We start from the raw sequence: 24,537 nt of genomic DNA on the forward strand, positions 1-24,537 counted from the left end.
TCACCAACTGCCCGACGCGCCGCCGCCGCCGAACGATCCGCCACCGCCGCCGGTGAAGCCGCCGCCGCCCCAGCTGCCGTCGGAGCCGCCGCCGCCGCCACCCCAACCGCCGCCACCGCCCCAGCCGCCGCGATCGTCGTCGTCGCGGTCGCTGGCGGCGCGGCCGATCTCATTGGCGATCGACCAGAGCACGATCGGCAGCGCGCTGCCGCCGCCGCCATCGTAGCGACGGCCCCATGGGCCTGCATTGCGCCGCCGCCCGACGATCATCGGCACGACCACGAAGAGCAGGATGATCGCCCAGAAGATCAGGCCGATCGGCACGCCGCCGCCGTTGCGCGACGCGGTACGGCGGTGCGTCGCGTCGAATTCCTTCGCGGCGGCATCGGTGCGCGCTTTGGCCTCGTCCGGGCTGGCGCGCAGCTGTGCAATGATCGCGTCGGCACCGGCCGTGACTCCGCCGGGAACGTCACCTGCCTTCAAACGGGGCAGCATCTGTTGATTGATGATGACGCTGGTCAAGGCGTCGGTCAGTACCGGTTCTAGACCGTAGCCGACCTCGATCCTCGCACCCCGCTGCCCCGGTGGTGCATTGGGCGCGATGAACAGGACCACACCGTTGTTAACGTCGCGCAGCCCGACACCCCATTCCCGCCCGAGCTTGTAGCCGTAATCCTCCAGCGCATAGCCTTGAAGATCAGGGATCGTCGCGATCACCAGTTGGCGGTGCGTGTCTCGCTGTAACGCTTCCAGTTTGGCCGTCAGGTCGGCCTCAGTCTGCGGCGGCAGGACGTTGGCGGCGTCAACCACCAGGCCGGTAAATTGGGGAAAGGTCTGCGCGCTCGCCGGCGCGAGGCCGAGCAGCAGCGCGCCCGCGAAGGCGAGCAGCGCCGCCGCGAAGCGAACGAGGGGAGGGCGCATCGCCCTCAGCTCGCATTCCCGAAGTTGACCGTCGGCGCCGTCTCCGCTCCCGGCGTGGTCGCGCTGAACGGGGTCAGCGGCTTGGCGCCGTAGAAGATGCGTGCGCCGATCGCGTCGGGGAAGGTCCGGATGCGCGTGTTATAGGCCTGCACCGCCTCGTTGTAATCGCGGCGGGCGATCGCGATCCGGTTCTCCGTGCCCTCCAGCTGGCTCATCAGCGTGGTGTAATTCGCCTGGCTCTTCAGCTCGGGATAGGCCTCCTGCAGCCGCTGCAGCGACATGGTCACGTTGTTCTGCGCGCGCTCATATTGCTGGACCTTGGTCGGGTCGGACAGCTGGCTGGCGGGGACTTGCACCTGCGTCGCAGCGGCGCGCGCCTGCGTCACCTGGACCAGAATGTCCTTCTCCTGCGCGCCGGCGGCCTTCACCGTCGCGACCAGGTTGGGGATCAGGTCAGCGCGGCGCTGATAGTCGTTCTGGACGTCGGCCCAGCGCGCCTTCACATTCTCTTCCGCGGTCGGCACCGCGTTGATGCCGCAGCCAGACAGGCTGGCGACCAGGACGACACCGGCAACGGGAGCAAAAGCGAAACGAAGCGACGGCATGAAATCCTCCAAGCAGGAACCTTCTGGCTCTGTATCAGGCATATAGGACAGTCGTGGCGCTTGGCGAAGGGCAAATCGGCGTCTAACCTCGATCAGCACCGCAATGTCGCACGAAAGGGTGGACGATGTTCAAGGAATTCAGGGCCTTCATCGCGCGAGGCAATGTCCTCGACCTCGCCGTCGCCGTGATCATCGGCGCCGCATTCGGCAAGATCGTCACCTCGCTGACCGAGGACGTGCTGATGCCGATCATTGGCAAGATCTTCGGTGGCCTCGACTTTTCCGGCTATTTCCTGCGCCTGGGGCCGGTGCCGGCGAATTATACGGGCTCGCTGACCGACTATGCCGCGCTGAAGAAGGCGGGTGCACCGCTGCTCGGCTATGGCGAGTTCGTCACCCAGCTGGTCAACTTCCTGATCGTCGCCTTCATCATCTTCATGATCGTCCGCGCCGTGAACCGGGCAAGCGGCCTGCTCGAGCGGCAGAAGGCGGAGGCTGCGGCGGCACCGGCGCCAGAGGCGGCCGAGATCGCGCTGCTGCGCGAAATCCGCGACGAGCTGAAGGCACGCCCCCGGGTCTGAGGCGGTCGGGCGGCGGCGCGTGCCGTTGCCGCGCGGGAAGACGGCGGCGCTCCGGCGGATCAGGCCGCGGCCAGATCCTCCGCCGTCGCGTCGGCGAGGCTGGTGCCGTCGAGAATGCGCGCGGTCTCGTCGCGGACGCGCATCATCGCGTGGCGGATCGCGCAATCCGCCTCGCTCTTGCAGTCCTTGCAGGGACGGTAGGCGGTGCGGCTGACGCAGGGAACGAGGGCCAGCGGTCCTTCGATGACGCGGATGATCTCCCCCAGAGAAATCAGGTGCGACGGGCGCGACAGTCGATAGCCACCCATCTTGCCGCGCGTGCTGTGCAACAGCCCTGCGTCGCGCAGGTCGGCGAGGATCAGTTCGAGAAACTTGCGCGGTACGTTCGCCTCAGCGGCGATCCGGGTCATCGGGATCGGCGGGCTGGCGGCAGGCGCGCTCGCCAGAAACAGCATGGCGCGCAGGGCATAACGGGAACGCTGTGTCAACATGGTTGCGGCGCTATGCGCCGATAATGTGGCAAGCGAAAGGCGATTGTTTCACGCATTGCGGAGCCACGATCGCGCGCCTATATCGTCCGGGTCGGCTTCCAGCCGGCTATGGCGATAAACTGCGGCGTAAAATAGACGCAGCGGACCCGGGGGCGGTACCCGGCGGCTCCACCACTTGCGCCGGTTGGCCACTCTGCGGAAGCGGGAGGCCGAAGCGGCGTAGCTGATGGGGCCGAACTAGGATCGACGTGTGTTGAAAGGCGCTGTTTTCGCTCGGAATGGGACCACCGCAACGGCCCATTACACAAGTGCCAACGATAACGAAGCACTCGCGATTGCGGCGTAACTGACGGCCTAACGGCCTGACGTTACACCAAAATAGCGCGGTTGGACCGCACCGGGCAACAGAAGCGGATTCCAGCGGCCGCCGGAGGGGCCGGGCAACAGAACCCTCCGGACCTTTGCTGCGTAAAGCCGGTCCGGCCATGCGGCCCGCCGGTAAGCGCGGTCAGGCCTGGCGGAACAGATGCAATCGCGGCCTGATCGCCGGCTGAACCTCACGCTTCATTTCCGCATAGCAGCGTGCCAGTTCAAGGTGGACGAGGCGGCCCTCGGCCGATCGTGCCTGGTCGGCAAGCACGCGTTCCTGCGCCTCCCGTCGTTCGAAATAGAGGCGATCGCGGTCGGCGTCGCTCGGCATCGTCCTACTCCCTCAGTGTGGCCGGACCCCGCGTCCATTCCTGCCGCAGACTGTTCTAGCGCGCCGGGATTTCATCGCGATTACAAGGGTTAACCACCTGTGACGGGGGCATTGCCGGCGGCGGTCGGGTGCGATAGCATCGGTAGCAAATCACAACTGGAGAGGTGTCATGGCGACCGCAGCACTGTCCGCCCCGAACGACCACATGGCGCCCGGCGAATGGGAGGCGCGGGTCGATCTGGCGGCGGCCTACCGGCTGGTGGCGCTCTACGGCTGGGACGATTTGATCTTCACCCATCTGTCGGCGCGGGTGCCGGGGCCGGAACATCATTTCCTGATCAACCCCTATGACATGATGTTCGAGGAGATCACCGCGTCGAGCCTGGTCAAGATCGACGTCAACGGCGCGCCGGTCGGTCCGTCGAGCCATCCGGTCAATCCGGCGGGCTTCACCATCCACTCCGCCATCCATATGGCGCGGGAGGATGCGGTGGCGGTGATGCATCTGCACACGCCGCACGGCCAAGCGGTGTCGGCGATGGAGTTCGGGCTGCTGCCGCACACCCAGACCGCGATGATCGCCGGCCACGACGTCGCCTACCACGATTATGAGGGGATCGCGACCGATCTGGAAGAGCGCGAGCGGTTGGTCGCCGATCTCGGCACGCGCCACGCGATGATCCTGCGCAACCATGGCACGCTGACCGTCGGCGAGAGCGTCGCGGCCTGTTTCCTGCGGCTCTATTTCCTCGAACGCGCCTGCGAGGCGCAGGTGCTGATGCTGGCGGCGGGCCGCGAGGCGCTCAACGCGCCGCCGCAGGGCGTCGAAGGCAAGGTCGCGCAACAATCCAATCCCAAGGGGCTGGGCATGCTGGCGCAGGCGCTGGCCTGGCCGGCCCTGTTGCGCAAGCTGGACCGGATCGATCCGGGCTATCGCGACTGACCGCGCGCGGCGTTCAGGGTCGCGGCCGGGCGAGGCGGCCGCCGTCGATCGGCACGTCAAGCTCGACACGGAAGCCCGAAGCCTCGAACATCACCTCGACGCGGGCGTCGACCTCATAGGGCAAGCTGCGGGTCAGCAATTCCAGGCCGAAGCCTTCATGGTCGGGTGCGGTCAGTGGCGCAGCAGAACCGGGCAAGGTCTCGCGCCACGAGAAATGAAGCCAGCGATTGGCGTGCTCGCCGGCGAGTTGCCAGGCGATGTCCAACCGGCCGCCGTCGCCGGACAGCGCGCCGAATTGCACGGCATTGGCCACCAACTCGTGAAAAGCGAGGCCGAGCAGATCGGCGAGGCGCGGCGCCAGCCGTACTTCGGGCCCGGCAAGGGTGACGTCGTCGCCGGCGCGGTTGGCGAGGAACTCGTCGGCGAGCAAGCCCTCCAGGTCGACGCCACGATTGCTCGCCCGCAGGATATGGCTTTGCGTGCGGGCGAAGGCGGCAAGGCGGCCGTCGAAGTGGACGCGATAATCCTCCACCGTCTCGCTATTCTCGGCGGTGCGTCGGGCGATCGAGCGGATCACCGCCAGCGTGTTGCGGACACGATGCTGCAGGGCGGCGCGTTGCTCCCGTTGGTCTGCCAATCGCTGGTGCAGGTCGTCGACGTCCATGCCGACCGCGCTCCAGCCGGTCTGGGCGGGCTCGCGCACCGTTTCGATCCGATACCAGCGCGGCACACCGTTGGCGGCGATCAGCCGCACGTCGGTGCGGCCGTGGCCAGCGATGGCGGCGCGGCGCCACATGCGCGCCAGCCGCAGCCGGTCGTCGCCGTGGATGTGCGACAACCAACCGTAGCGCATGGCGTGCAGACCGGTCTGGCCGGTCAGCATCGTCCAGGCCGGCGACACCCAGGTACATTCGCCGTCCGCCGTGCCGCGCCAGCCGGGTTGGGGAAAAGGAAAGGTCGGGCCGCGCGGAAACGTGCCGGCCGCGTCAGTCCTGCGCATCCAGCCCCCGTCCTTCCCGATCCAGATGCAGATAGCTGGGATTGAACATCGCGACGTCGCACAATCCGTCAAGATCGAGCGCCTCGAACTCGCCGCCTTTCCAGCGGATCAGGCCACGGGCGCGCAGATCCTGGATCATCCGGTTGACGTGGACCGGCGTCATGCCCGTCGCCTCGGCCAAGTCGGTCTGGGTCAGCGGTATGTCGCAGCGATTCCCCGACACCAGCCCGACCGCCCGCAGTCGGAAGAACAATTCGCAGAACAGATGCGCCAGCCGTTCGATCGCGTCGCGCTGCCCCAGATTGACGATCCATTCGCGCTGGATCGCCGCCTTGGTCAGCGTGTCCTACCAGAGCGCATGGGTCAACCGCGGGCTGTGCGCACCCAGCGCCTCGATGCGGTCGCGGCTGATCTCCAGATAGCGGACCGCGGTCAAAGCGCCGAGCGAATGGTCCATCTCATCGAGGATATAGCCGTGCAGGTCGCACAGGTCGCCGGGCAGGTGGAAGGCGATGATCTGCCGCCGTCCATCTTCCAGCGTCTTGTAGCGGAACGCCCAGCCTTCGAGGATCAGCGGCACGCCGCGTGGCCGGTCGCCCTCGCGGATCAGGTCGCGGCGTTGCCGCAGCGTCGTCGTCGGACCGGCCAGCGCCTTGTCCAGCATCGCACGTTCGTCGGCCGAGAAGCGGACATAATGACCGAGCCGTGCGATCAGCGGATGGGCATGGTCGTGGAACATGGCCGCGACTGTGACCATATCCTAATCGCCTTCGTTCATCCATGTTAGCGCTTATCGGAGTGGGTGAATTATTCCTTGCAAAAACAAGGGGTAAAAAATGTCATCTGCTGTTTCATCGCTGCACGGCAAGCGCGTTCTGGTGGTCGAGGACGAATATCTGATCGCCGATGACCTAGCGCGGGCGCTGGCGTCTGCGGGAGCCGAGGTGGTTGGTCCGGCGGCGTCGCTGCCGCAGGGGATGCGGTTGACCCAGTCGGAGCCGCACATCGACGCGGCGGTGCTCGACATCAATCTGCGCGACACGATGGTCTATCCGCTGATCGACCGGCTGATCGGCGACGGCGTCGCGGTACTGCTGACCACGGGCTACGATCTGGCGACGATCCCCGTCGCCTATCAGGGGCTGCCGCGGTGCGAGAAGCCGGTATCGGCGGCAGGGCTGATGCGGGCGGCGGAGGCGCTGTGGGGGTAGGGGGCTGGCTCTGCCACGCCCCGCGCCCCGACCATAGCGGCCGACATGACAGATTGGCGGAAGCCGAAAAGGAAAGGGCCCGGTATCGCTACCGGGCCCTTTTTCAATCAGTCGCGATCGCCGGTCAGGAAGGCCGGCGCGAAGTCCGGGGCCGGACCATTGTCGCCACCTTCGCTGCGCTCGCGGCGCGGCCGGTCGCCGCGGTCGCGACGCGGGCCACGGCCCTCGCCACCGCGGTCGCCGCCGTCACGGCGCGGACCGCGGTCGCCGCGGTCACCACGCGGACCACGATCGCCGCCCTCACGCGGCGCGCGCGCCGGGCGGGTGTCTTCCAGCTCGGCGCCGGTCTCCTGATCGACGACGCGCATCGACAGGCGAACCTTGCCGCGCGGATCGATCTCGAGGACCTTGACCTTGACCTCCTGGCCCTCCTTGAGGACGTCGGAGACCTTCTCGACGCGCTCGTTCTTGATCTCCGAGACGTGGACGAGGCCGTCCTTGCCGCCCATGAAGTTCACGAACGCGCCGAAGTCGACGAGGTTGACGACCTTGCCGTTGTAGACCTTGCCGACCTCGGCCTCTTCGACGATGCCCTTGATCCAGTTCATCGCCGCCTCGATCTGCGACGCGTCGGACGAGCTGATCTTGATCACGCCTTCGTCGTCGATGTCGACCTTGGCGCCGGTGGTGGCGACGATCTCGCGGATCACCTTGCCGCCGGTGCCGATCACGTCGCGAATCTTCGACTTGTCGATCGACATCGTCTCGATGCGCGGCGCATGCGCCGACAGTTCAGTGCGGGTCTCGCCCAGCGCCTTGTTCATCTCAGCGAGGATGTGCGCGCGGCCGTCCTTGGCCTGCGCCAGCGCGACCTTCATGATCTCCTCGGTGATGCCGGCGATCTTGATGTCCATCTGCAGGCTGGTGATGCCCTCGGACGTGCCGGCGACCTTGAAGTCCATGTCGCCCAGGTGATCCTCGTCACCCAGGATGTCGGACAGGACGGCGAAGTCCTTGCCCTCGAGGATCAGGCCCATGGCAATGCCCGACACCGGACGCTTCAGCGGCACGCCCGCATCCATCAGCGACAGCGAGCCGCCGCAGACGGTGGCCATCGACGACGAGCCGTTCGACTCGGTGATGTCGCTGGTCACGCGGATGGTGTAGGGGAATTCCTCCTTGGTCGGCAGCACCGGGTGCAGCGCGCGCCAGGCCAGCTTGCCGTGGCCGATCTCGCGACGGCCCGGCGCGCCAAAGCGGCCGACTTCGCCGACCGAATAGGGCGGGAAGTTATAGTGCAGCATGAAGTGCTGGTAGGTCAGGCCGCCGAGGCCGTCGACCATCTGCTCGGCGTCGCGGGTGCCGAGCGTGGTGGTCGCGATCGTCTGCGTCTCGCCGCGGGTGAACAGCGCCGAACCGTGGGCGCGCGGCAGGAAGTGGACCTCCGACGCGATCGGGCGCACCGTCTTGGTGTCGCGCCCGTCGATACGGCGGCCTTCCTTCAGGATCGCGGTGCGGACGATGTCCGCCTCCAGCTTCTTCACCAGCTTCAGCGTGCCGAGATACTGGGCCGGATCGCTGTCCTTGAGGTCGGCGAACGCCTCGCGCGCCTTGGTGCGGGCGGCGTTGAGCGCATTCTGGCGGGCCTGCTTGTCGGTCAGCTTGTAGGCGGCTTCGACGTCCTTGCCGATCGCCTTCTTCAGCTTGGCCATCGTCTCCGACTTGTCGGCGACGGGAGCGAGCTCCCACGGATCCTTGGCGGACTGTTCGGCGAGATCGATGATCGCGTCGATCACCTGCTGCGACGCCTTGTGCGCGAACATCACCGCGCCGAGCATGACCTCTTCCGACAGCTCCTTGGCTTCGGATTCGACCATCATGACGGCGTCGTGCGTGGCGGCGACGACCAGGTCCAGTTCACCCTCGGCGACTTCGCCGTCGGTCGGGTTGAGCTGATATTCGCCGTCCTTGTAGCCGACGCGCGCGCAACCGATCGGGCCCATGAAGGGCACGCCCGAGATGGTCAGGGCGGCGGAGGCGGCGACCATCGCGAGGATGTCGGGCTCGTTCTCGCCATCATACGACAGCACCTGCGCGATGCAGTTGATCTCGTTGTAGAAGCCCTCGGGGAACAGCGGGCGGACCGGACGGTCGATCAGGCGGCTGATCAGCGTCTCACGCTCGGTGGCGCCGCGCTCGCGCTTGAAGAAGCCGCCGGGGATGCGACCCGCGGCCGAATACTTCTCCTGGTAATGGACGGTCAGCGGGAAGAAGTCCTGCCCTTCCTTGACGCTCTTGGCGGCGGTGACGGCGCACAGCACGACCGTTTCGCCGAGGGTCGCGAGCACCGCGCCGTCGGCCTGGCGGGCGACGCGGCCCGTCTCGAGGGTCAGCGTCTTGCCGCCCCACTCGATTTCCACCTTCTTGGTATCGAACATTCTATTTCCTTCACTCCGGCGGGCCTATCCCGTCCGGGGCCTGTCTCGCGGACTAAACCGGTCCGCGGCGGTGCGGGACGTTGCGTCGCCCCTATGCCCGCGACGCCGGATTGCGCGGGGGCAGATGCGAGAAGGGCGGCCCGAGAGCCGCCCTTGCCGGATTACTTGCGAAGGCCGAGCTTTGCGATCAGCGCCAGATACCGATCGCCATCCTTGTGGCGGAGGTAGTCGAGCAGGCTGCGACGCTTGTTGACCAGCATCAGCAGACCGCGGCGCGAGTGATTGTCCTTGGCGTGGCCCTTGAAGTGCTCGGTCAGGTTCTTGATGCGCTCCGACAGGATCGCGACCTGCACCTCGGGAGAACCGGTGTCGCCCTCCTGACGGGCGTGTTCCTTGATGAGCTCCTGGCGGCGCTCTGCAGTGATCGACATCGTCGTCCTTTCTATTACTACAGGTTGAAGCCACGGACGACGCGGACGAAACCGTCCTCCACCTCCACCAGCGCGACCGGGACATCCCCCAGCATCGCGAACGCGGAGCCATCGTCTGCGGCGATCCCGGCCAGCACACGCCCCTGACGGAGCGCCCCTGCCTGGTCGGGTTCGAGAGCAAGAGCCGGGATGTCGTCCAGCCCCGCCCTCAGCGGCAGGAGTAGGTGTTCAAGATCGCGGGCCATAGCGGCATCGTGCAATTTGTCCAGCGATATCGCGCGGGAGAGGTCGAACGGCCCCGCCTTCAGCCGGCGCAGCATCGAGACGTGACCGACGGTGCCGAGCGCCAGCGCGATGTCGCGGGCGAGACTGCGGATGTACGTGCCCTTGGAGACATGGGCGACCAGGGTGATTTCGTCGATATCCTCTCCGGCCCGGGGAGGGGGACCGCCGGGGGCGGTGGGGGGGGGGCTGCCACAGGCGCCATCACTCGAGGAAAGCCCCCTCCACCATCCTTCGAATGGTCCCCCGTCCCGTGCCGGGGAGGATAGGGAATAGATGGTCACGTCCCGGCTCTTTAGCACCACCTCCGCGCCCGCCCGCGCGAGGTCGTACGCCCGCTCCCCGTCGACCTTCAGCGCCGAATAGGCCGGCGGCACCTGCGAGATCGGCCCGGTGAAGCCCGGCAGCACCGCCTCGACCTCCGCCATGGTCGGACGCACCGGCGAGGTCGCGATCACCGCGCCTTCGGCATCGAGCGTGTCGGTCTGTTCGCCGAAGCGGATGGTGAAGGCATAGGCCTTGTCGCTGTCGAGCATCCGCCCGGCGAGCTTGGTCGCCTCGCCCAATGCGATCGGCAGCACGCCGGTGGCGAGCGGATCGAGCGTGCCGCCGTGCCCGACCTTGGCCTTGCCATAGCCGCCCTGACGCAGCGCCCGCTTGACCGCCGAGACGCCCTGGGTCGACCCCAGGCCCAGCGGCTTGTCGATGATCATCCAACCGTGCATCGCCGCGCGCCTAGCGGAGCCACGCCGCGATGCAAGCGCGGATCAGCGCGGCGGGTTGACCTTGGGCGCACCCGGCTGGCCCTTCGGCGGCAGGCTGGTGCGGATGCTGGTGACGCCGCAGATCTGGTTCGGATAGCGGGCGAGGCTGACCCGCGAGAAGCGATCGAACGTGCCGTTGACGTCGGTGGTGTAGCGCAGCGTGTCGAGCGCGCGATCGCGGGCGCAAGGACCGGTGAGCTGGACGCGATACCAGTTGAGGTTGCGATCGCGCACATAGACGATGCCGCTGTCGGGCGGCCCCGCCTGCCAGTCGCGCAGACCGCCGTTGCCCGCGAAGGTGATGACGGTTTCCTTGCCCGTCGAGGTGCGCTGTTGCGCCGCGGCGGGAAGGACGATGACGGTGGCGCCGAGCGCCAGGCAGAGCAGGCTTCGCATGACGGTCCTCCTAGGCGATGCCGCTTGAACCGGGGATGAGCGCCGGCGGTTCCGACCCGGTCAGGCGATCGCACCCGCCAGCGACAGGAACCACCCCACCAGCGCCTGCGCCGGCGGCGCGATCAGATGCTGGACGACGTCTAGGCGGGGCGAGATCATCGGCAACACGACCAGCAGGCCGAGCAGCAGCACGATACCGAGCTGACCCAGCCGCGCGTAGCGCGCCGCGAGCGGGCGCGGCAGCACGCCCTCGACGACGTGGCCGCCGTCGAACGGCGGCAGCGGCAACAGGTTGAATAGCGCCAGGAAAACGTTGACCCACAGGAAGCTGATCAGATTGGCGATGATGAAGGCGGCAACCGGTCCCGGCTGTCCCTGGCCGACGCCGGCCGCGGTCAGGCCGAGCGCCACGGCGGCGATGGTGGCGAGGATCAGGTTCATCCCCGGGCCGGCGAGTGCCACCGCCACCATGCCCCAGCGCGGATTGCGCAGCCGTGCCGCGACCACCGGCACCGGCTTCGCCCAGCCGAACACCGGCGCACCGGCGATGGCGAGGCCGAGCGGCAGGATCAGCGTGCCGACGGGATCGACGTGACGGATGGGATTGAAGCTCAGCCGCCGCCGTTCCGCGGCGGTCGGATCGCCCAGCCATTTCGCCATCCAGCCGTGCGCGACCTCGTGAAAGACGATCGCGATGATCAGCGGGATGATCCACACGGCGGTGCGGTAGACGATATGGTCCGGGCTCATCACCCCGATATGGCCGGGGCGGGGGCAAAGCGCCAGTGGCTGGCAGGGTCGCGTCGTGCCGAACCGGCGTCGGTCAGCCCAGCGCTTCGCTGAAATGTCGCCGGCACAGGGCGACGTAACGGTCGTTGCCGCCGATCTCCGTCTGCTGCCCTTCGGCGATCGCACGGCCGGCGGCGTCGACGCGCAGGTTCATCGTCGCCTTGCGACCGCAGACGCAGACCGACTTGATCTCGACCAAGGCGTCGGCGAGCGCGAGCAACCGCGCCGAGCCTTCGAACAGCTGCCCGCGAAAATCGGTGCGCAGGCCATAAGCGAGCACCGGTATGTTGGTGACGTCGCAGATGCGGGCGAGCTGATCGACCTGCTTGGCGGTCAGGAACTGCGCCTCGTCAACCAGCACACAGGCGAGCGGCTCGCGGGCATGCCGCTCGGCCACACGGGCGGCCATATCGGTCTGCGCGTCGAACGGCGTCGCCTGCGCCTCCAGGCCGATCCGGCTGGTGATCGTGCCGAACGCAAACCGGTCGTCGATTGCCGCGGTGAACAGCATCGTCGCCATGCCGCGCTCGCGATAGTTGAAATCCGCCTGCAGCAGCGTGGTCGATTTGCCCGCATTCATAGAGGCGTAGTAGAAATACAGCTTGGCCATCGCCGTGTCAGACCGCAGGATCAGGGTCTTGTCTAGCCGGCGACGATCCCGTTCCTAACTGATGAGGGCTCGATCGGGCGATGTCACCCGCGGTGTTTGAACGCAGCGACGTGGCCCGGTTCAATCCTCGCCCAAATCGCGCGCCACTTCCGGCTTGCGCAGGATCGCGTCGATATGGCTGCCTTCGTCGAAGCTCTCGTCGCTGAGGAACTTGAGCTTGGCCGCATATTTCATCTTGATGCGGTGCGCGACTTCGCGTTGCAGATAGGCGGTGTTGGTGCGCAGCGCCTTCAGCACCGCCTCCTCATCCTTGCCGAGCAGTGGTTTCACGAAGACGGTGGCGTGACGCAGGTCGGGCGACATGCGCACTTCCGTGATGCTGACCATGTGGCTGGCCAGTGTTTCGTCGTGAACGTCGCCGCGCTGCAGGATGTCGGACAGGATGTGACGCACCTGTTCGCCGACGCGCAGGGTGCGGACCGATTTTTCCTGGGGGTCTTTTTGCATATTCCCTCTCCCGACGGGAGAGGGAGGGGCCCGCCGCCGTCAGGCGGTGGGAGGGTGAGGGTGTCACTACCCTCACATCACCCTCACCCTTCCGCCGGCTATGCCGGCTCCCTCCCTCTCCCGAGGGGAGAGGGATTAGAGTGTTACAGCGTGCGTTCGCGCAGCTCGACCTCGAACGTCTCCAGGAAATCGCCGGAGCGAATATCGATGAAGTTGTTCGAGAAGGTGACGCCGCATTCCAGGCCGGCGCGGACTTCCGCCACGTCGTCCTTGAAGCGCCGCAGCGACGCGATCTCGCCGACGTAGATGATGACGTCGTTGCGCGTGATGCGGGCCTTGAGCGCCTTGCGGATCGCACCTTCGACCACCAGCAGACCGGCGGCCTTGCCGTGCTTGCCCGCCGAGAAGACCTCGCGGATTTCGGCACGACCGACGACGGTTTCGAACGCCTCCGGCCCGAGCTCGCCCGCCATGCCGGCGCGGATCTCGTCGATCAGGTCGTAGATCACGTCATAATACTTCAACGCGACCTTGTGACGCTCGGCGATCTGGCGCGCATTGGCGTTGGCGCGGACGTTGAAGCCGATGATCGGCGCTCCGCTTGCCGCGGCGACGTTGACGTCGCTCTCCGTGATGCCGCCGACGCCCGAATGCAGGATGCGCACGCGAATGTCGTCGGTCGACAGCTTGTTGAGCGACGCGACGATCGCCTCGACCGTGCCCTGCGTGTCGGCCTTGACCACGACCGGATATTCGATCGCCTGATTGGCCTTGAGCGCGGAGAACATGCTCTCCAGGCTCGCCGGGGCCGCCGTCGTGCGCTTCTGCGTCAGCACGCCCTGGCGATATTCCGCGACCTCGCGGGCGCGGGCCTCGCTCTCGACGACCTGCAGCGGATCGCCCGCCGAGGGAACGCCGGAGATGCCGAGGATCTCGACCGGCATCGACGGATCGGCGCTCTTGATCTGCCGACCCTTGTCGTCGATCAGCGCGCGCACCTTGCCGCTTTCCGCGCCGACGACGAAGACGTCGCCGACCTTCAGCGTGCCGCGGGTGACCAGCACCGTCGCGACCGGGCCGCGACCCTTGTCCAGCTTCGCCTCGACCACGGTGCCTTCGGCGGCGCGATCGGGGTTGGCCTTCAGCTCGAGGATTTCGGCCTGCAGCTGGATCTTCTCGATCAGCTCGTCGAGACCGGTCTTCTTGAGCGCGGAGACTTCCACTTCCTGGACGTCGCCGCCCATGCTCTCGACCACCACCTCATGCTCGAGCAGACGCTCGCGCACGCGCTGCGGATTCGCCTCGTACTTGTCGATCTTGTTGATCGCGACGATCATCGGCTTGCCGGCCGCCTTGGTGTGGTTGATCGCCTCGATCGTCTGCGGCATCAGCCCGTCGTCCGCCGCGACCACCAGCACGACGATGTCGGTGACATCGGCGCCGCGGGCGCGCATCGCGGTGAACGCCTCATGGCCCGGCGTGTCGAGGAAGGTGACCTTCGACTTGTCCTTCAGCGTGACCTGATAGGCGCCGATATGCTGGGTGATGCCGCCGGCCTCGCCGCGCACCACATCGGTGCCGCGCAGCGCGTCGAGCAGACTGGTCTTGCCGTGGTCGACGTGACCCATGATCGTCACCACCGGCGGACGCGGCTGCAGCTGATCGGTCGCATCCTCGGTCGTGTCGACCGCAAGGTCGATGTCCGAATCGGAGACGCGCACGATGTTGTGCCCGAATTCGGTCACCAGCAGCTCGGCGGTGTCCTGATCGATCGTCGCGTTGAGCGTGACGGGCATGCCCATCTTGAACAGCGCCTTGACCAGGTCCGCACCCTTTTCCGCCATGCGGTTGGCGAGTTCGGAGACGGTGATCGCCTCGGGCACCTGCACGTCGCGGACCTGCTTGGCCTGCTGCTCGCGCGGGCCGCCGAACGCACGCTTTTCCTTCTCGCGCGCGCGCTTCAGCGCTGCGAGGCTGCGGGCGCGGGCGCCACCGTCCTCGTTCAGCGCGCGGTTGACGGTCAGCTTGCCGCCGCGACGCTCGTCGCCCTTGCGGTCGCGCTGCTGCGGACGGCTCGGCGGCGCGTTGCGCGGCGTCGCCTGGCCCGACGGCATCGGCCGGTTCGGCGCGGCGGCGCTTCCGGTCTGGGCCGGCGCGCTCGGTGCGGCGACCGGTGCCGGCGCGGGCTTCGGCGCAGGCTTCGGAATCTCCGGGCGGGCGACCGGCGAAAAGCGGCGCGGCGCCGGCAGCGACGGGTCGCGGCCAAGCTCGACGGTCGGCGCCGTCGGCTCGGGCGCAGCCGGCTGCGGTGCCGGCGTCGGAGCAGGAGCGGGCGCCGCCTCGACCGGTGCGGGCGCAGGCGTGGCAGCTTGGACCGGCTCCGGAGCAGGGGCCTCTTCGGCGACCGGCTGCGGAGCCGGCACCGGCCGCTCGACCGGGCGGAAGCCGCGGCCGGCGGGCGTCGGAACCGACACGGTCGGCGTCGGCGCGGCCGCTTCCGTCACGGGCGCCGGCTGCGGCGCCTCGGGTTCGGGCTGCGGCGCGGGTTCGGGCGCTGCGGCGGGTGCGGCCGCACGCTCGGCGGCGCGGGCACGCTCCTCCTCGGCGGCACGGGCACGCTCGGCCTCCTCGCGACGGCGGCCTTCCTCAAGAGCGTGCATCCGCTGCTCTTCCGCCTCGCGCAGCAGGCGGGCCTGGCGCTCCTGCGCGGTCTCACCGGCCGGGGCAGGGCGCGGCGCCGGCGGCGCGGTGCGGGCCTCGGGCGCAGGAGCCGGCGCGGCGACCGGCGTCGGCTCGGGCGCAGCCGCCGGCGTCTCGCCCGGACGGCCGAGCACGCGGCGACGCTTGGTTTCCACGATCACGGTGTTGGAGCGGCCGTGGCTGAAGCTCTGCTTCACCTGGCCGGTCTCGACCGTGCGCTTCAACCCCAAGGGCGCGCGCATTCCGAGCTTCGGCTTGTCGTTGTCGGTCTCGCTCACTCAAAATCCTCGTTTACGTCTACGGCCGGCAGCGCCCCGGAAGAGCCGGAGGGCGATGAACCTCGCGAGGCCGTTTCGCAAGGCGCAGGGGCAGATTCGGTTCCGATAAAATGCAGCCAGCGGTCGAGCGCATCGCTCACCCGCGCGGCGGCAGCGCGGTCGGTCAGGCCTATGTGTACCACATTCTCGCGGCCCAGCGCCAACGACAATATGGGGCGTGCGACAGGCAGTGCCAAGCCCTTGAGGTCGGAACCTTCCTTGTCCGAACCAACGCGCCAGGCCTGAGCCAGCTTGCGCCGTCCGTCGTCGCTCGCATCGGCGGCGTGATAGAGGGCATGGAGCTGGCCGGACCGGGCCGCGGTCTCGATCCGCTCCGATCCGGTCAGCAACGTGCCGGACTTCGCCTCGAGGCCGAGCCGGTCGAGCGCGTTGCGTTCCAGCGCATCGGCGATCCGCTGCGGCAGGTCGTCGGGAATGACGAGGTCCGCGCCCTTGAACGCGCGCAGCAACGCCCCGCGCAGCCGCTTCTTGGCGATCGCCTCTTCCAGCTCGGCGCGCGACACGCCGATCCAGGCGCCGCGCCCCGGCGCCTTGGCGCGGACGTCGGGCAGGATCTGGCCGTCGGGGGCGAGCGCGAGACGGACGAGCGAGTCGCGCGCGTCACGTTCCTGCGACAGGATGCACTTGCGGACGGGCTCGCTCATGCGTGCGCCTCCCGCCCACGAGCCCCGTCATCCCCGCGGAGGCGGGGATTCAGAGACGCAACGCGCATGGCAAAAGCCATACGGTCAGCCAGTCTGGATTCTCGCCAACGCGGGAATGACACTGTGGGTTGGGCGAGCGTGCCGCCCAGTGGTCCGAGGTGACCTAGCGTCTCATTGCGAGGGAACCGCATGCGCGTCCTCCCTCGGCTTGGGAGCATCGCGATCGGCGAGCAACTGCCCCCCGGCCGCGTAATTCTCGGTCGAAACCTCCTCGATCACGATCTGGACCGCGGCGGGGTTCTTGCCGAGACGCGCGACCAGCGAGGCCGTCACGTCCGCGACGACACCCGCCTTCTGCTCCTTGGTCGCGGAGCCGGCCAGTCGGATCGAGACGAACGGCATCAGGCCTCCTCGCCCTCCGCGGTTTCGGCGTCGGCGGCCGGCTCTTCGTCCGCGAACCAATGCTGGCGCGCCGCCATGATGATCTCATTGCCCTGCTCGTCGCTCAGGCCGTACTCGCTGAGGATGCCGCCCTTCGGCTCGGGGCGCTTGGGGGCATCGTCGTTGCGGCGACGCGGCTCGGCGCGCTTCTTCTCGACCAATTCGTCGGTGGCGAGGTCGGCGAGATCGTCGAGCGTCTTGATGCCCGCCTTGCCGAGCGTGACCAGCATCGCCTCGGTCAGGTACGGCATGTCGGCCAGCGCGTCGTCGACGCCGAGCGACCGGCGCTCCTCGCGGGCAGCCTGTTCGCGACGGTCGAGCGCTTCCTGCGCACGGCTCTGCAGCTCCTGCGCCAGATCCTCATCGAAGCCCTCGATCGCGGCGAGTTCGTCGAGCTCGACATAGGCGACCTCTTCCAGTGCGCCGAAGCCCTCGGCGACCAGCAGCTGCGCCAGCGTCTCGTCGACGTCGAGCTCGTTCTGGAACATCTCGGAATTCTGGACGAATTCCTTCTGGCGCTTCTCGGAGGCGTCGGCCTCGGTCAGGATGTCGATCGCCTTGCCGGTCAGCTGGCTGGCGAGGCGGACGTTCTGGCCGCGGCGACCGATGGCGAGGGAGAGCTGGTCGTCGGGCACGACCACCTCGATCCGGTCCTCTTCCTCGTCGATGACGACGCGGCTGACCGACGCGGGCTGGAGCGCGTTGACGACAAAGGTCGCGGTGTCGGGCGACCAGGGGATGATGTCGATCTTCTCGCCCTGCATCTCCTGCACGACAGCCTGCACGCGGCTGCCCTTCATGCCAACGCAGGCGCCGACCGGATCGATGCTGCTGTCGCGGCTGATCACGCCGATCTTGGCGCGGCTGCCCGGATCGCGGGCGGCGGCCTGGATGGTGATGATGCCGTCGTAGATCTCGGGCACTTCCTGCGCGAACAGCTTCTTCATGAAGTCGGGATGCGCGCGGCTGAGGAAGATCTGCGGCCCGCGGTTCTCGCGGCGGACGTTGAGGATCAGCGACCGGATGCGGTCGTTGACGCGCACCACCTCGCGCGGGATCTGCTGGTCGCGACGGATGACGCCCTCGGCGCGGCCGAGGTCGACGACGATATGGCCGAACTCGACCCGCTTGACGACGCCGGTGATGATCTCGCCCTGGCGGTCCTTGAACTCTTCATACTGACGGTCGCGTTCGGCGTCGCGGACCTTCTGGAAGATGATCTGCTTCGACGCCTGCGCCTGGATGCGGCCGAACTCGATCGGCGGCAGCGGATCGACGATATAGTCGCCGACGGCCGCGCCCTTCTGCAGCTTCTGCGCCTGCGCGACGTCGACCTGCTTGAAGAAGTCGTCGACGGCCTCGACCACCTCGACGACGCGCCACAGGCGCAAGTCGCCGGTCTGCGGGTCGAGCTTGGCGCGGATGTCGTTCTCGATGCCGTAGCGGGTCTTGGCCGCGCGCTGGATCGCTTCCTCCAGCGCCTCGATGACGATCGCCTTGTCGATCATCTTCTCCGACGCGACCGAATTGGCGATCGCGATCAGCTCCGCGCGATTGGCGGTGGCAACACTGGCCATCTTAAGCGTGTCCTTCCTTCAGGGCATCGTTGTCATTGGTGTCGGCGGTGTCCGCATCGTCGGACACTTCCACGAATTCGTCCGCGCCTTCCGTCGACAGGGGCGCGGTGGCGGCGATCAGCCGGTCGGTGATCGTCAGCTTGGCATCGGCGATCTGCGGCAGCGCCACGGTCATCGGCTGGTGGCCGCGGACGTCGATCGTTACGTTCTCGCCATCGATGCCGACCAGATCGCCGGTCAGGATCTTGCGGTTGTCGACCTTGTCGGTCAGCGTGATCTTCGCTTCGTGCCCGGCCCAGTTCGCATAGTCCTGCGGGCGGGTGAGGGGACGGTCGATGCCGGGCGAGGACACTTCGAGCCGATAGGCGTCCGGAATCGGGTCGCGCCCCTCCGCCTCAAGTTCGTCGAGCCGGTCGGAGATGCGGCGCGACAGGTCGGCGCAATCGTCGATCGTCAGCTGGCCGGTATCCGGCCGCTCCGCCATCACCTGCAAGGTCGGGTCCGACTTGCCGCCGAACATCTTCACGCGCACGAGATCGAAGCCGAGCGCCTTGGCTTCGGGTTCGATGATCTGCGTGAGGAGGGCGATATCGACCATGGGGACCTTTACGGGATGTGCGTTGTCGGCGCCGCGGAGGGGACCCCGCAGCCTCTTTCACCTGGCGATGTAAGAGAAGACATGCGCCATATACGCTGCATGTCCCTGCCGCGCAAGCGGGCAACCGCCGACGCGGTAAGCGGTTATGACAGGACGCCTTCCTGGGAGAGATCGATGCACCGCGCCGCCCTGCTTGCCCTATCGATGATCGGAACCGCCTGTTCCGCGCAGCCGCAGCAGACGGCGCCCGCTGGACTGCAGGGGCCGCAGGGCCCGCAGCCGGCCGGAGCGAACGCCCCGGTGCCGCGCGACGCGCCCGCCGATCCGTCGATCCGCAACGTGCCCGCGACCACCGGCCGGGCCAATTTGCCCAAGACGCCGCCGCCCTTCGCGGTGGCGGAGATCGGCCGCTTCGAGGCACCGTTCGCCATGGCCTTCCTGCCCGACGGCCAATTGCTGGTCACCGAGAAGGCGGGGCGGCTGATGCTGCGTCGTGCCGATGGCGCGGTGCCGGTCGGCGGCGTGCCGAGCGTCGCGCAGGGTGGGCAGGGCGGCCTGCTCGACGTCGCCATCGCCCCGAGCTTCGCGCAGAGCCGCGTCATTTACCTGACCTACGCCGAGCCGCGGCCCAATGGCGGCAGCAGCCTGGCGCTGGCCCGCGGCACGCTCGACGCGGCCGGCACCACGCCGGCGCTGCGCGACGTCACCGTGATCTGGCGCGCCGGATCGGACGGGCCCGGCGGCCAATATGGCGCGACCATCGCCTTCGCACCCGATGGCCGATCGCTGTTCCTGACCTCGGGCGAGCGGCAGCGCTTCACGCCGGCGCAGGACCCGCAGCAGCTGCTCGGCAAGATCCTGCGCCTGACGCTCGACGGCAAGGCGTGGCCGGGCAATCCGACGTATGCCAAGGGCGGGGTGCAGGCGATGACCTGGACCAGCGGCCATCGCAATCCCTACGGCCTCGTCTTCACCGCCGACGGCCGCCTGTGGGAAGAGGAGATGGGGCCGAAGGGCGGCGACGAGCTCAACCTGATCGAGCCGGGCCGCAACTATGGCTGGCCGGTCGTGTCCAACGGCGACAATTATTCGGGCAAGCCGATCCCCGATCATCCGAGCCGCCCTGACCTTGCAGCGCCGGTGCTGTGGTGGAACCCGTCAATCTCGCCGGGCGGGATGATCGCCTATTCGGGCGCGATGTTCCCGCAATACAAGGGCTCGCTGTTCATCGCGGCGCTGTCGGACGAATCGCTGATCCGCGTCGCGGTCGATGGCGCGCGGGCGGCGGCGAAGGACCAATGGGACATGGGCACCCGCATCCGCGATGTCGCCCAGGCGCCCGACGGGGCGATCTGGCTGCTGGAGGACGGCGGCAAGGGCGCGGGCGGGCGGCTGCTGCGGCTGACCGCCAAATAGTTCTCAATCTTCGCGCATACGAAGGAAGTTCATCCGGGCGCGGGCGATCGGCTTTGCGGGATCGTCCTGCCAGGCGGTCGCATCGACGTTGGCGACGCGCGTGCCGAGGCGGCTCACTATGCCCTGAGCGAATGTCGGCTTGTCGCGGCCGCCGCGCATATAGTCGACGGTGACGCCGATCGGCTTGATGCGACCGCCGCCCTCCGCCGCCAGCGCGTGGCGCAGCGCGGCGATCGCCGCGATCTCGAGCAGCCCGGCGATCGCGCCGCCGTGCAGGAAGCCGGGGCGGCCGAGCACGTCGTCGCCGAACGGCATGACGATCAGCGGCGCGGCATCGTCCTGCGTCTCGACGGTGACGCCGAGCAACCTGGCATAGGGCGGCAGCGTCACGACCAATTGCTCATCAGCATGAACGTGCCCGCAACCTGGGCGAGCGGGTCGTCGGGGCCCTCGTCATAGGCAACGCCGCGGACGAAGGCGACGGAGCGGGTGATCTTCACACACTCGCCGCGGCCGATCACGGTTTTGCCGGGCCGCGCCGGGCGCAGATAGTCGACGCGCAGGTCGAGCGTCGCCTGCGGCTGGAACCGGCCCAGCTTTACCCACACGGCCAGGCTGGTGGCGGTATCCATCATCGTCACGATCGGACCGGACGCGACCACTCCCGTTTCGGGCTCGCCGACCAGATCCTCGGCATAGGGCAAGGCCAGCGAAACCCAGTCAGCACCGCTGTCATAATAGCTCAGCCCCATACGTCCGATATGGCCGCCGAAGCCGCGTGCGGTGAACCGCTGGATGTCGAACCCGCTCATGCGCGGTTTGTACACGGCGGCGGAGGTAGCGCAATGCGGCGGCGGTGGTAAGGAACTGCAAAGCTGGGAGAGAGAGATGAGCGACCGCGTCACCGTCCGGGTCGAGGACCATATCGCCGACGTCCGCCTGTCACGGCCCGACAAGATGAATGCGCTCGATCCCGCGATGTTCGAGGCACTGGCCGCGACCATCGACGCCCTGAAGACGCGCCAGGACGTGCGCTGCGTCGTCCTGTCGGGCGAGGGGCGGGCCTTTTGTGCCGGCCTCGACATGGCGGCGATGGCGGGATTGGGCGGCGACGGAGTCGGGATCGACCTGGCGACGCGGCGCCACGGCATCGCCAATCTGGCGCAATATGTCGCCTGGGGCTGGCGCGAGCTACCGATGCCGGTGATCGTCGCGCTGCATGGCGTCGCGCTGGGCGGCGGATTGCAGGTGGCGAGCGGCGGCGATGTCCGGCTGGCCCATCCGGGGACCCGATTGGCGATCCGCGAACTGCATTGGGGCATCGTGCCGGACATGGCGGGAGTGGCCTTGTGGCGGACGCTGGTGCGCGACGACGTGCTGCGCGAACTGACCTATACCGCGCGCGAATTCGACGCGGCGGAGGCGGCGGGACACGGCTTCGTCACCCGCGTCAGCGAGGATCCGATCGGCGAGGCGCTGGCGCTGGCCCGCGATATCGCAGCTCATAATCCGCATGCGGTGCGCGGCGCCAAGCGACTCTACAATCAGGCGGCGGAGGCGGATGCCGAAACGGTGCTGCGGGCGGAGACGGAGGAGCAGCTGGCACTGATCCGGACGCCGAACCAGATCGAACAGGTCATGGCCAACATGCAGAAGCGTCTGGCGCAGTTCGTCGATTGAGGACGGCCGGCCTTTAGAGCCGATCGACATTCGGCATGGCAGGCCATGCTTCGTCATCCCCGCGGAGGCGGGGATCCAGAACCACTGACGTCACGGCTCTACAAGCCGCCTCCGCGCGTCCGGATTCCCGCCCTCGCGGGAATGACGGCAGGGTATGTTCAATGGCTGCGATGATGAACGTCGGTCGGTCCTAGAGAACCACCGTCTCCGGCTTGGATTCGGCGATCGCGGCGAGCACCATCCGCTCCCAGATCGCCGGGTCGCCCGCCGCGGCCATCGCCTGGTCGGGCTCGCGCAGCGTCTTCAGCACCGCGCGGGCATCGGCGAGATAGTCGCGCCACGCGGCATCGACCGCGTCCCCGGCGGATTCGGCGTCGCCGCCGGCATTGGCGCTGATCCGCTGGCCGGCGAGTACGCGGGCGATCCGTTCGGCGATGGGGGTGGTGGACACGTCCATGGCTCTCTCCTTCGCGTCGTCAATGCGCGAGCGGGGAGGGAGGTTCAGCGACGACTGTGTCGAGGACGGCAGTTCGCGCGCGGCGACCGTCATTCCGAGCGTGGCGACGCCGTGACGTTGCGAGCTGAAGCCATCGCAGGCTTGGAAAATGCCCTGCCGTCATTCCCGCGCAGGCGGGAATCCAGGCGCGCGGAGGCTGCTTGTCGAGCCGTGACGTCAGGGGTTCTGGATCCCCGCCTCCGCGGGATGACGAGAAATGGCCTGCCATGCCGAGAAGGTCGATCGGCTCTGGCCGAAACGGGCATCGCATGCCCGGCGAAGGCGAAGCGCGAGCATCCGCAAGCGCCAAATGGGGCGGCGGCGGGTGCCTGTCAAAGCACCGCGCCGCCGGTCCGCTTAGCGGCTTGCGCCGGTCCCGGCGCCCGCGCCGCCGCGGCCCTGGCCGCCGCGACCGCGACCGCGGCCACCGCCGCCGCCGCCACGCCGGTTACGGCTGGCATTGGCATAGTCGCGGGTCGAGGTCGGCGCATGCGTCGCGCGCGGCTTCGGGATCTGGCGCTGCCGCGGCAGGTCGACGCGCGGGGCCGGATCAGCGCCGATCGCCTTGACCCGCGCCGTCTTGATCGCCTCCGCCTTAGCAGTGAACTGGTCGGGCAGCGGCCGCACCGCGACCTTCTGGCGGGTCAGCTTCTCGATGTCCTTGAGATACGGCCGCTCGTCATCGGCGCAGAAGGCGATGGCGATGCCACTGTTGCCGGCGCGCGCCGTCCGGCCGATGCGGTGGACATATTGCTCCGGCACGTTGGGCAGTTCGAAGTTGACGACATGGCTGACGCCCGAGACGTCGATGCCGCGCGCCGCGATGTCGGTGGCGACGAGGATGCGGACCTTGCCGTCCTTGAACTCGCCGAGCGCGCGCTCGCGCTGGCCCTGGCTCTTGTTGCCGTGGATCGCATTGGCGGCGATGCCGTTGCCGGCGAGCAGCTTCACGACGCGATCGGCGCCATGTTTGGTGCGCGTGAAGACCAGCGCACGGTCGATCGCCGGATCCTGCAACACCAGAGTCAGCAGCGCCTGCTTCTCCGTCTGGTTGACGAAGGTGACATATTGGTCGACGCGCTCCGCCGTGGTGGAGGCGGGGACCACCGACACCGTCGCGGGATCGGTCAGGAACTTGTCGGCGAGTTCGCGGATCGACGGCGGCATCGTCGCCGAGAAGAACAGCGTCTGGCGCTTCCTCGGCAGCATCTTCACGATGCGCTTCAGAGCGTGGATGAAGCCGAGGTCGAGCATCTGGTCGGCCTCGTCGAGGACCAGGATCTCGATCATCGACAGATTGACGAAGCCCTGCTCGACCAGGTCGATCAGGCGGCCCGGCGTCGCGACCAGGATGTCGACGCCGCGCGCCACGTCCTGACGGTTCTTGTTGATACTGGTGCCGCCGAACACGGTGGCAACGGTCAGCTTCGAGAACTTGCCGTAGCCGCGCGCATTGTCGGCGATCTGGCCGGCGAGCTCGCGCGTCGGGGCGAGCACCAGCATGCGGACATGGGTCGGCAGCACGCGCTTGTTGGCGGCGACGAGGCGCTGGATCGACGGCAGCACGAAGGCCGCGGTCTTGCCGGTGCCGGTCTGCGCTATGCCGAGCAGGTCGCGGCCTTCGAGCAGGGTGGGGATGGAGTCACGCTGGATCGGCGTCGGCTCGGAATAGCCCTTGGCTTCCAGCGCACGGACCAGCGGCTCGGCGAGGCCGAGATCGGAAAAGGACATGGTATAAACCTCAAACAAAGGGCCATGCCCGTGAGCGCCGGCAACGGCGCACGGGTGGCGGGGGAAAACTGACACCCCGCGTGAATAGGGAAGCCCTGAACGGATCGACCGAGGCGGAGCCGGGAGCCAAGCTCCGTTCACGCTGCATGACGCCTCGATGAGCGGCCATGTGCGCGCTACCGAACGAAATGTCAATGATCAGCGGGTGCGGCGCCGATCGCGAGCCCGAGCAAGATCCACAGAGAAG

At 67.9% G+C, this 24,537-nt stretch carries 28 protein-coding genes and 1 other RNA gene; 6 read left to right on the plus strand and 23 right to left on the minus strand.

What is annotated here, in order from left to right; all coding sequences use genetic code 11:
• Together D9601_RS02105 and D9601_RS02110 are read right to left on the minus strand one after the other, a co-directional pair.
• Entirely contained in the window at window positions 1–921 is a 921-nt protein-coding gene (locus tag D9601_RS02105) for a TPM domain-containing protein (RefSeq protein ID WP_198352278.1), read from the minus strand.
• A 5-nt stretch (window positions 922–926) separates the two neighbouring features.
• The gene (locus D9601_RS02110) at window positions 927–1,526 is read right to left on the minus strand and encodes a LemA family protein (RefSeq protein ID WP_198352279.1); all 600 of its coding nucleotides are present in this window, start codon (window positions 1,524–1,526) and stop codon (window positions 927–929) included.
• A gap of 125 nt (window positions 1,527–1,651) precedes the next feature.
• Here D9601_RS02110 and mscL point away from each other — a divergent pair, with 125 nt between their 5' ends.
• Window positions 1,652–2,107: a large conductance mechanosensitive channel protein MscL gene (gene mscL, locus D9601_RS02115; protein WP_198352280.1), complete on the plus strand. Its 456-nt coding sequence runs from the start codon at window positions 1,652–1,654 to the stop codon at window positions 2,105–2,107.
• A gap of 59 nt (window positions 2,108–2,166) precedes the next feature.
• On the opposite strand, the gene D9601_RS02120 is transcribed toward mscL, so the two are convergent.
• The gene (locus tag D9601_RS02120; protein WP_198352281.1) at window positions 2,167–2,598 is read right to left on the minus strand and encodes an RrF2 family transcriptional regulator; all 432 of its coding nucleotides are present in this window, start codon (window positions 2,596–2,598) and stop codon (window positions 2,167–2,169) included.
• A gap of 51 nt (window positions 2,599–2,649) precedes the next feature.
• Between D9601_RS02120 and ssrA the strand changes: the two genes are divergently transcribed.
• Window positions 2,650–3,017, plus strand: a transfer-messenger RNA (tmRNA) gene (gene ssrA / locus D9601_RS02125).
• 89 nt (window positions 3,018–3,106) lie between these two features.
• Here the strand turns inward: ssrA and D9601_RS02130 are convergent.
• The gene (locus tag D9601_RS02130) at window positions 3,107–3,298 is read right to left on the minus strand and encodes a hypothetical protein (RefSeq protein WP_198352282.1); all 192 of its coding nucleotides are present in this window, start codon (window positions 3,296–3,298) and stop codon (window positions 3,107–3,109) included.
• Window positions 3,299–3,467: 169 nt separating this feature from the next.
• Between D9601_RS02130 and D9601_RS02135 the strand changes: the two genes are divergently transcribed.
• Complete coding sequence (locus D9601_RS02135; protein ID WP_198352283.1) at window positions 3,468–4,241, plus strand: class II aldolase/adducin family protein; 774 nt, start codon at window positions 3,468–3,470, stop codon at window positions 4,239–4,241.
• A 13-nt stretch (window positions 4,242–4,254) separates the two neighbouring features.
• Here the strand turns inward: D9601_RS02135 and D9601_RS02140 are convergent, their stop codons facing one another.
• From D9601_RS02140 to D9601_RS02150, 3 genes are read right to left on the minus strand one after another with little or no spacing between them, the layout of a single operon-like run.
• Complete coding sequence (locus D9601_RS02140; RefSeq protein WP_198352284.1) at window positions 4,255–5,241, minus strand: sensor histidine kinase; 987 nt, start codon at window positions 5,239–5,241, stop codon at window positions 4,255–4,257.
• Complete coding sequence (locus D9601_RS02145) at window positions 5,228–5,581, minus strand: Crp/Fnr family transcriptional regulator (protein WP_332837939.1); 354 nt, start codon at window positions 5,579–5,581, stop codon at window positions 5,228–5,230. Before D9601_RS02145 ends, D9601_RS02140 begins: the two co-directional genes overlap by 14 nt.
• A gap of 6 nt (window positions 5,582–5,587) precedes the next feature.
• On the minus strand, window positions 5,588–5,998 hold the full coding sequence (locus tag D9601_RS02150; protein WP_198352286.1) for a Crp/Fnr family transcriptional regulator: 411 nt from the start codon (window positions 5,996–5,998) through the stop codon (window positions 5,588–5,590).
• 79 nt (window positions 5,999–6,077) lie between these two features.
• Between D9601_RS02150 and D9601_RS02155 the strand changes: the two genes are divergently transcribed.
• Window positions 6,078–6,452, plus strand: coding sequence for a response regulator (locus D9601_RS02155; RefSeq protein WP_198352287.1), 375 nt, complete (start codon window positions 6,078–6,080; stop codon window positions 6,450–6,452).
• Between the two features lie 107 nt (window positions 6,453–6,559).
• Here D9601_RS02155 and pnp read toward each other — a convergent pair whose 3' ends face one another.
• From pnp to rimP, 12 genes are all read right to left on the minus strand, one after another.
• A complete protein-coding gene (pnp, locus tag D9601_RS02160; protein WP_198352288.1) occupies window positions 6,560–8,890 on the minus strand; it encodes a polyribonucleotide nucleotidyltransferase in 2,331 nt (776 codons plus the stop codon).
• A 161-nt stretch (window positions 8,891–9,051) separates the two neighbouring features.
• Entirely contained in the window at window positions 9,052–9,321 is a 270-nt protein-coding gene (gene rpsO / locus D9601_RS02165) for a 30S ribosomal protein S15 (RefSeq protein ID WP_198352289.1), read from the minus strand.
• Between the two features lie 17 nt (window positions 9,322–9,338).
• Entirely contained in the window at window positions 9,339–10,328 is a 990-nt protein-coding gene (gene truB / locus D9601_RS02170) for a tRNA pseudouridine(55) synthase TruB (RefSeq protein ID WP_198352290.1), read from the minus strand.
• Window positions 10,329–10,370: 42 nt separating this feature from the next.
• A complete protein-coding gene (locus D9601_RS02175; protein ID WP_198352291.1) occupies window positions 10,371–10,763 on the minus strand; it encodes a hypothetical protein in 393 nt (130 codons plus the stop codon).
• Between the two features lie 60 nt (window positions 10,764–10,823).
• Window positions 10,824–11,513 (minus strand): site-2 protease family protein, encoded by a 690-nt coding sequence (locus D9601_RS02180; protein ID WP_198352292.1) that lies wholly within the window; start codon window positions 11,511–11,513, stop codon window positions 10,824–10,826.
• Between the two features lie 73 nt (window positions 11,514–11,586).
• Window positions 11,587–12,162: a thymidine kinase gene (locus D9601_RS02185; RefSeq protein ID WP_198352293.1), complete on the minus strand. Its 576-nt coding sequence runs from the start codon at window positions 12,160–12,162 to the stop codon at window positions 11,587–11,589.
• Window positions 12,163–12,282: 120 nt separating this feature from the next.
• Window positions 12,283–12,669 carry a 30S ribosome-binding factor RbfA gene (gene rbfA / locus D9601_RS02190; RefSeq protein WP_198352294.1) on the minus strand — a complete coding sequence of 129 codons (387 nt, stop codon included), beginning with the start codon at window positions 12,667–12,669 and terminating at the stop codon, window positions 12,283–12,285.
• A 143-nt stretch (window positions 12,670–12,812) separates the two neighbouring features.
• Entirely contained in the window at window positions 12,813–15,647 is a 2,835-nt protein-coding gene (gene infB, locus D9601_RS02195) for a translation initiation factor IF-2 (protein ID WP_198352295.1), read from the minus strand.
• Window positions 15,644–16,351, minus strand: a complete 708-nt coding sequence (locus D9601_RS02200) for a DUF448 domain-containing protein (RefSeq protein WP_198352296.1) — start codon at window positions 16,349–16,351, stop codon at window positions 15,644–15,646. Before D9601_RS02200 ends, infB begins: the two co-directional genes overlap by 4 nt.
• Before the next feature lie 171 nt (window positions 16,352–16,522).
• Window positions 16,523–16,753: a tautomerase family protein gene (locus D9601_RS02205; RefSeq protein WP_198352297.1), complete on the minus strand. Its 231-nt coding sequence runs from the start codon at window positions 16,751–16,753 to the stop codon at window positions 16,523–16,525.
• On the minus strand, window positions 16,753–18,369 hold the full coding sequence (nusA, locus tag D9601_RS02210) for a transcription termination factor NusA (RefSeq protein WP_198352298.1): 1,617 nt from the start codon (window positions 18,367–18,369) through the stop codon (window positions 16,753–16,755). Before nusA ends, D9601_RS02205 begins: the two co-directional genes overlap by 1 nt.
• A 1-nt stretch (window position 18,370) precedes the next feature.
• Complete coding sequence (rimP, locus tag D9601_RS02215) at window positions 18,371–18,967, minus strand: ribosome maturation protein RimP (RefSeq protein WP_198352299.1); 597 nt, start codon at window positions 18,965–18,967, stop codon at window positions 18,371–18,373.
• A 174-nt stretch (window positions 18,968–19,141) separates the two neighbouring features.
• Between rimP and D9601_RS02220 the strand changes: the two genes are divergently transcribed.
• Window positions 19,142–20,383 (plus strand): PQQ-dependent sugar dehydrogenase, encoded by a 1,242-nt coding sequence (locus D9601_RS02220; protein WP_198352300.1) that lies wholly within the window; start codon window positions 19,142–19,144, stop codon window positions 20,381–20,383.
• 3 nt (window positions 20,384–20,386) lie between these two features.
• Here the strand turns inward: D9601_RS02220 and D9601_RS02225 are convergent, their stop codons facing one another.
• Complete coding sequence (locus D9601_RS02225) at window positions 20,387–20,773, minus strand: PaaI family thioesterase (RefSeq protein ID WP_198352301.1); 387 nt, start codon at window positions 20,771–20,773, stop codon at window positions 20,387–20,389.
• The gene (locus tag D9601_RS02230; protein ID WP_198352302.1) at window positions 20,770–21,195 is read right to left on the minus strand and encodes a PaaI family thioesterase; all 426 of its coding nucleotides are present in this window, start codon (window positions 21,193–21,195) and stop codon (window positions 20,770–20,772) included. Before D9601_RS02230 ends, D9601_RS02225 begins: the two co-directional genes overlap by 4 nt.
• A 76-nt stretch (window positions 21,196–21,271) precedes the next feature.
• Between D9601_RS02230 and D9601_RS02235 the strand changes: the two genes are divergently transcribed.
• Window positions 21,272–22,063, plus strand: coding sequence for a crotonase/enoyl-CoA hydratase family protein (locus tag D9601_RS02235; protein ID WP_198352303.1), 792 nt, complete (start codon window positions 21,272–21,274; stop codon window positions 22,061–22,063).
• A 190-nt stretch (window positions 22,064–22,253) separates the two neighbouring features.
• On the opposite strand, the gene D9601_RS02240 is transcribed toward D9601_RS02235, so the two are convergent.
• Both D9601_RS02240 and D9601_RS02245 read right to left on the minus strand, forming a co-directional pair.
• Window positions 22,254–22,520, minus strand: coding sequence for a hypothetical protein (locus D9601_RS02240; protein WP_198352304.1), 267 nt, complete (start codon window positions 22,518–22,520; stop codon window positions 22,254–22,256).
• Window positions 22,521–22,916: 396 nt separating this feature from the next.
• Complete coding sequence (locus D9601_RS02245) at window positions 22,917–24,290, minus strand: DEAD/DEAH box helicase (protein WP_198352305.1); 1,374 nt, start codon at window positions 24,288–24,290, stop codon at window positions 22,917–22,919.
• Between the last annotated feature and the right edge of the window lie 247 nt (window positions 24,291–24,537).

Source organism: Sphingomonas sp. MA1305, assembly GCF_016107325.1.
Classification (GTDB): domain Bacteria; phylum Pseudomonadota; class Alphaproteobacteria; order Sphingomonadales; family Sphingomonadaceae; genus Sphingomonas.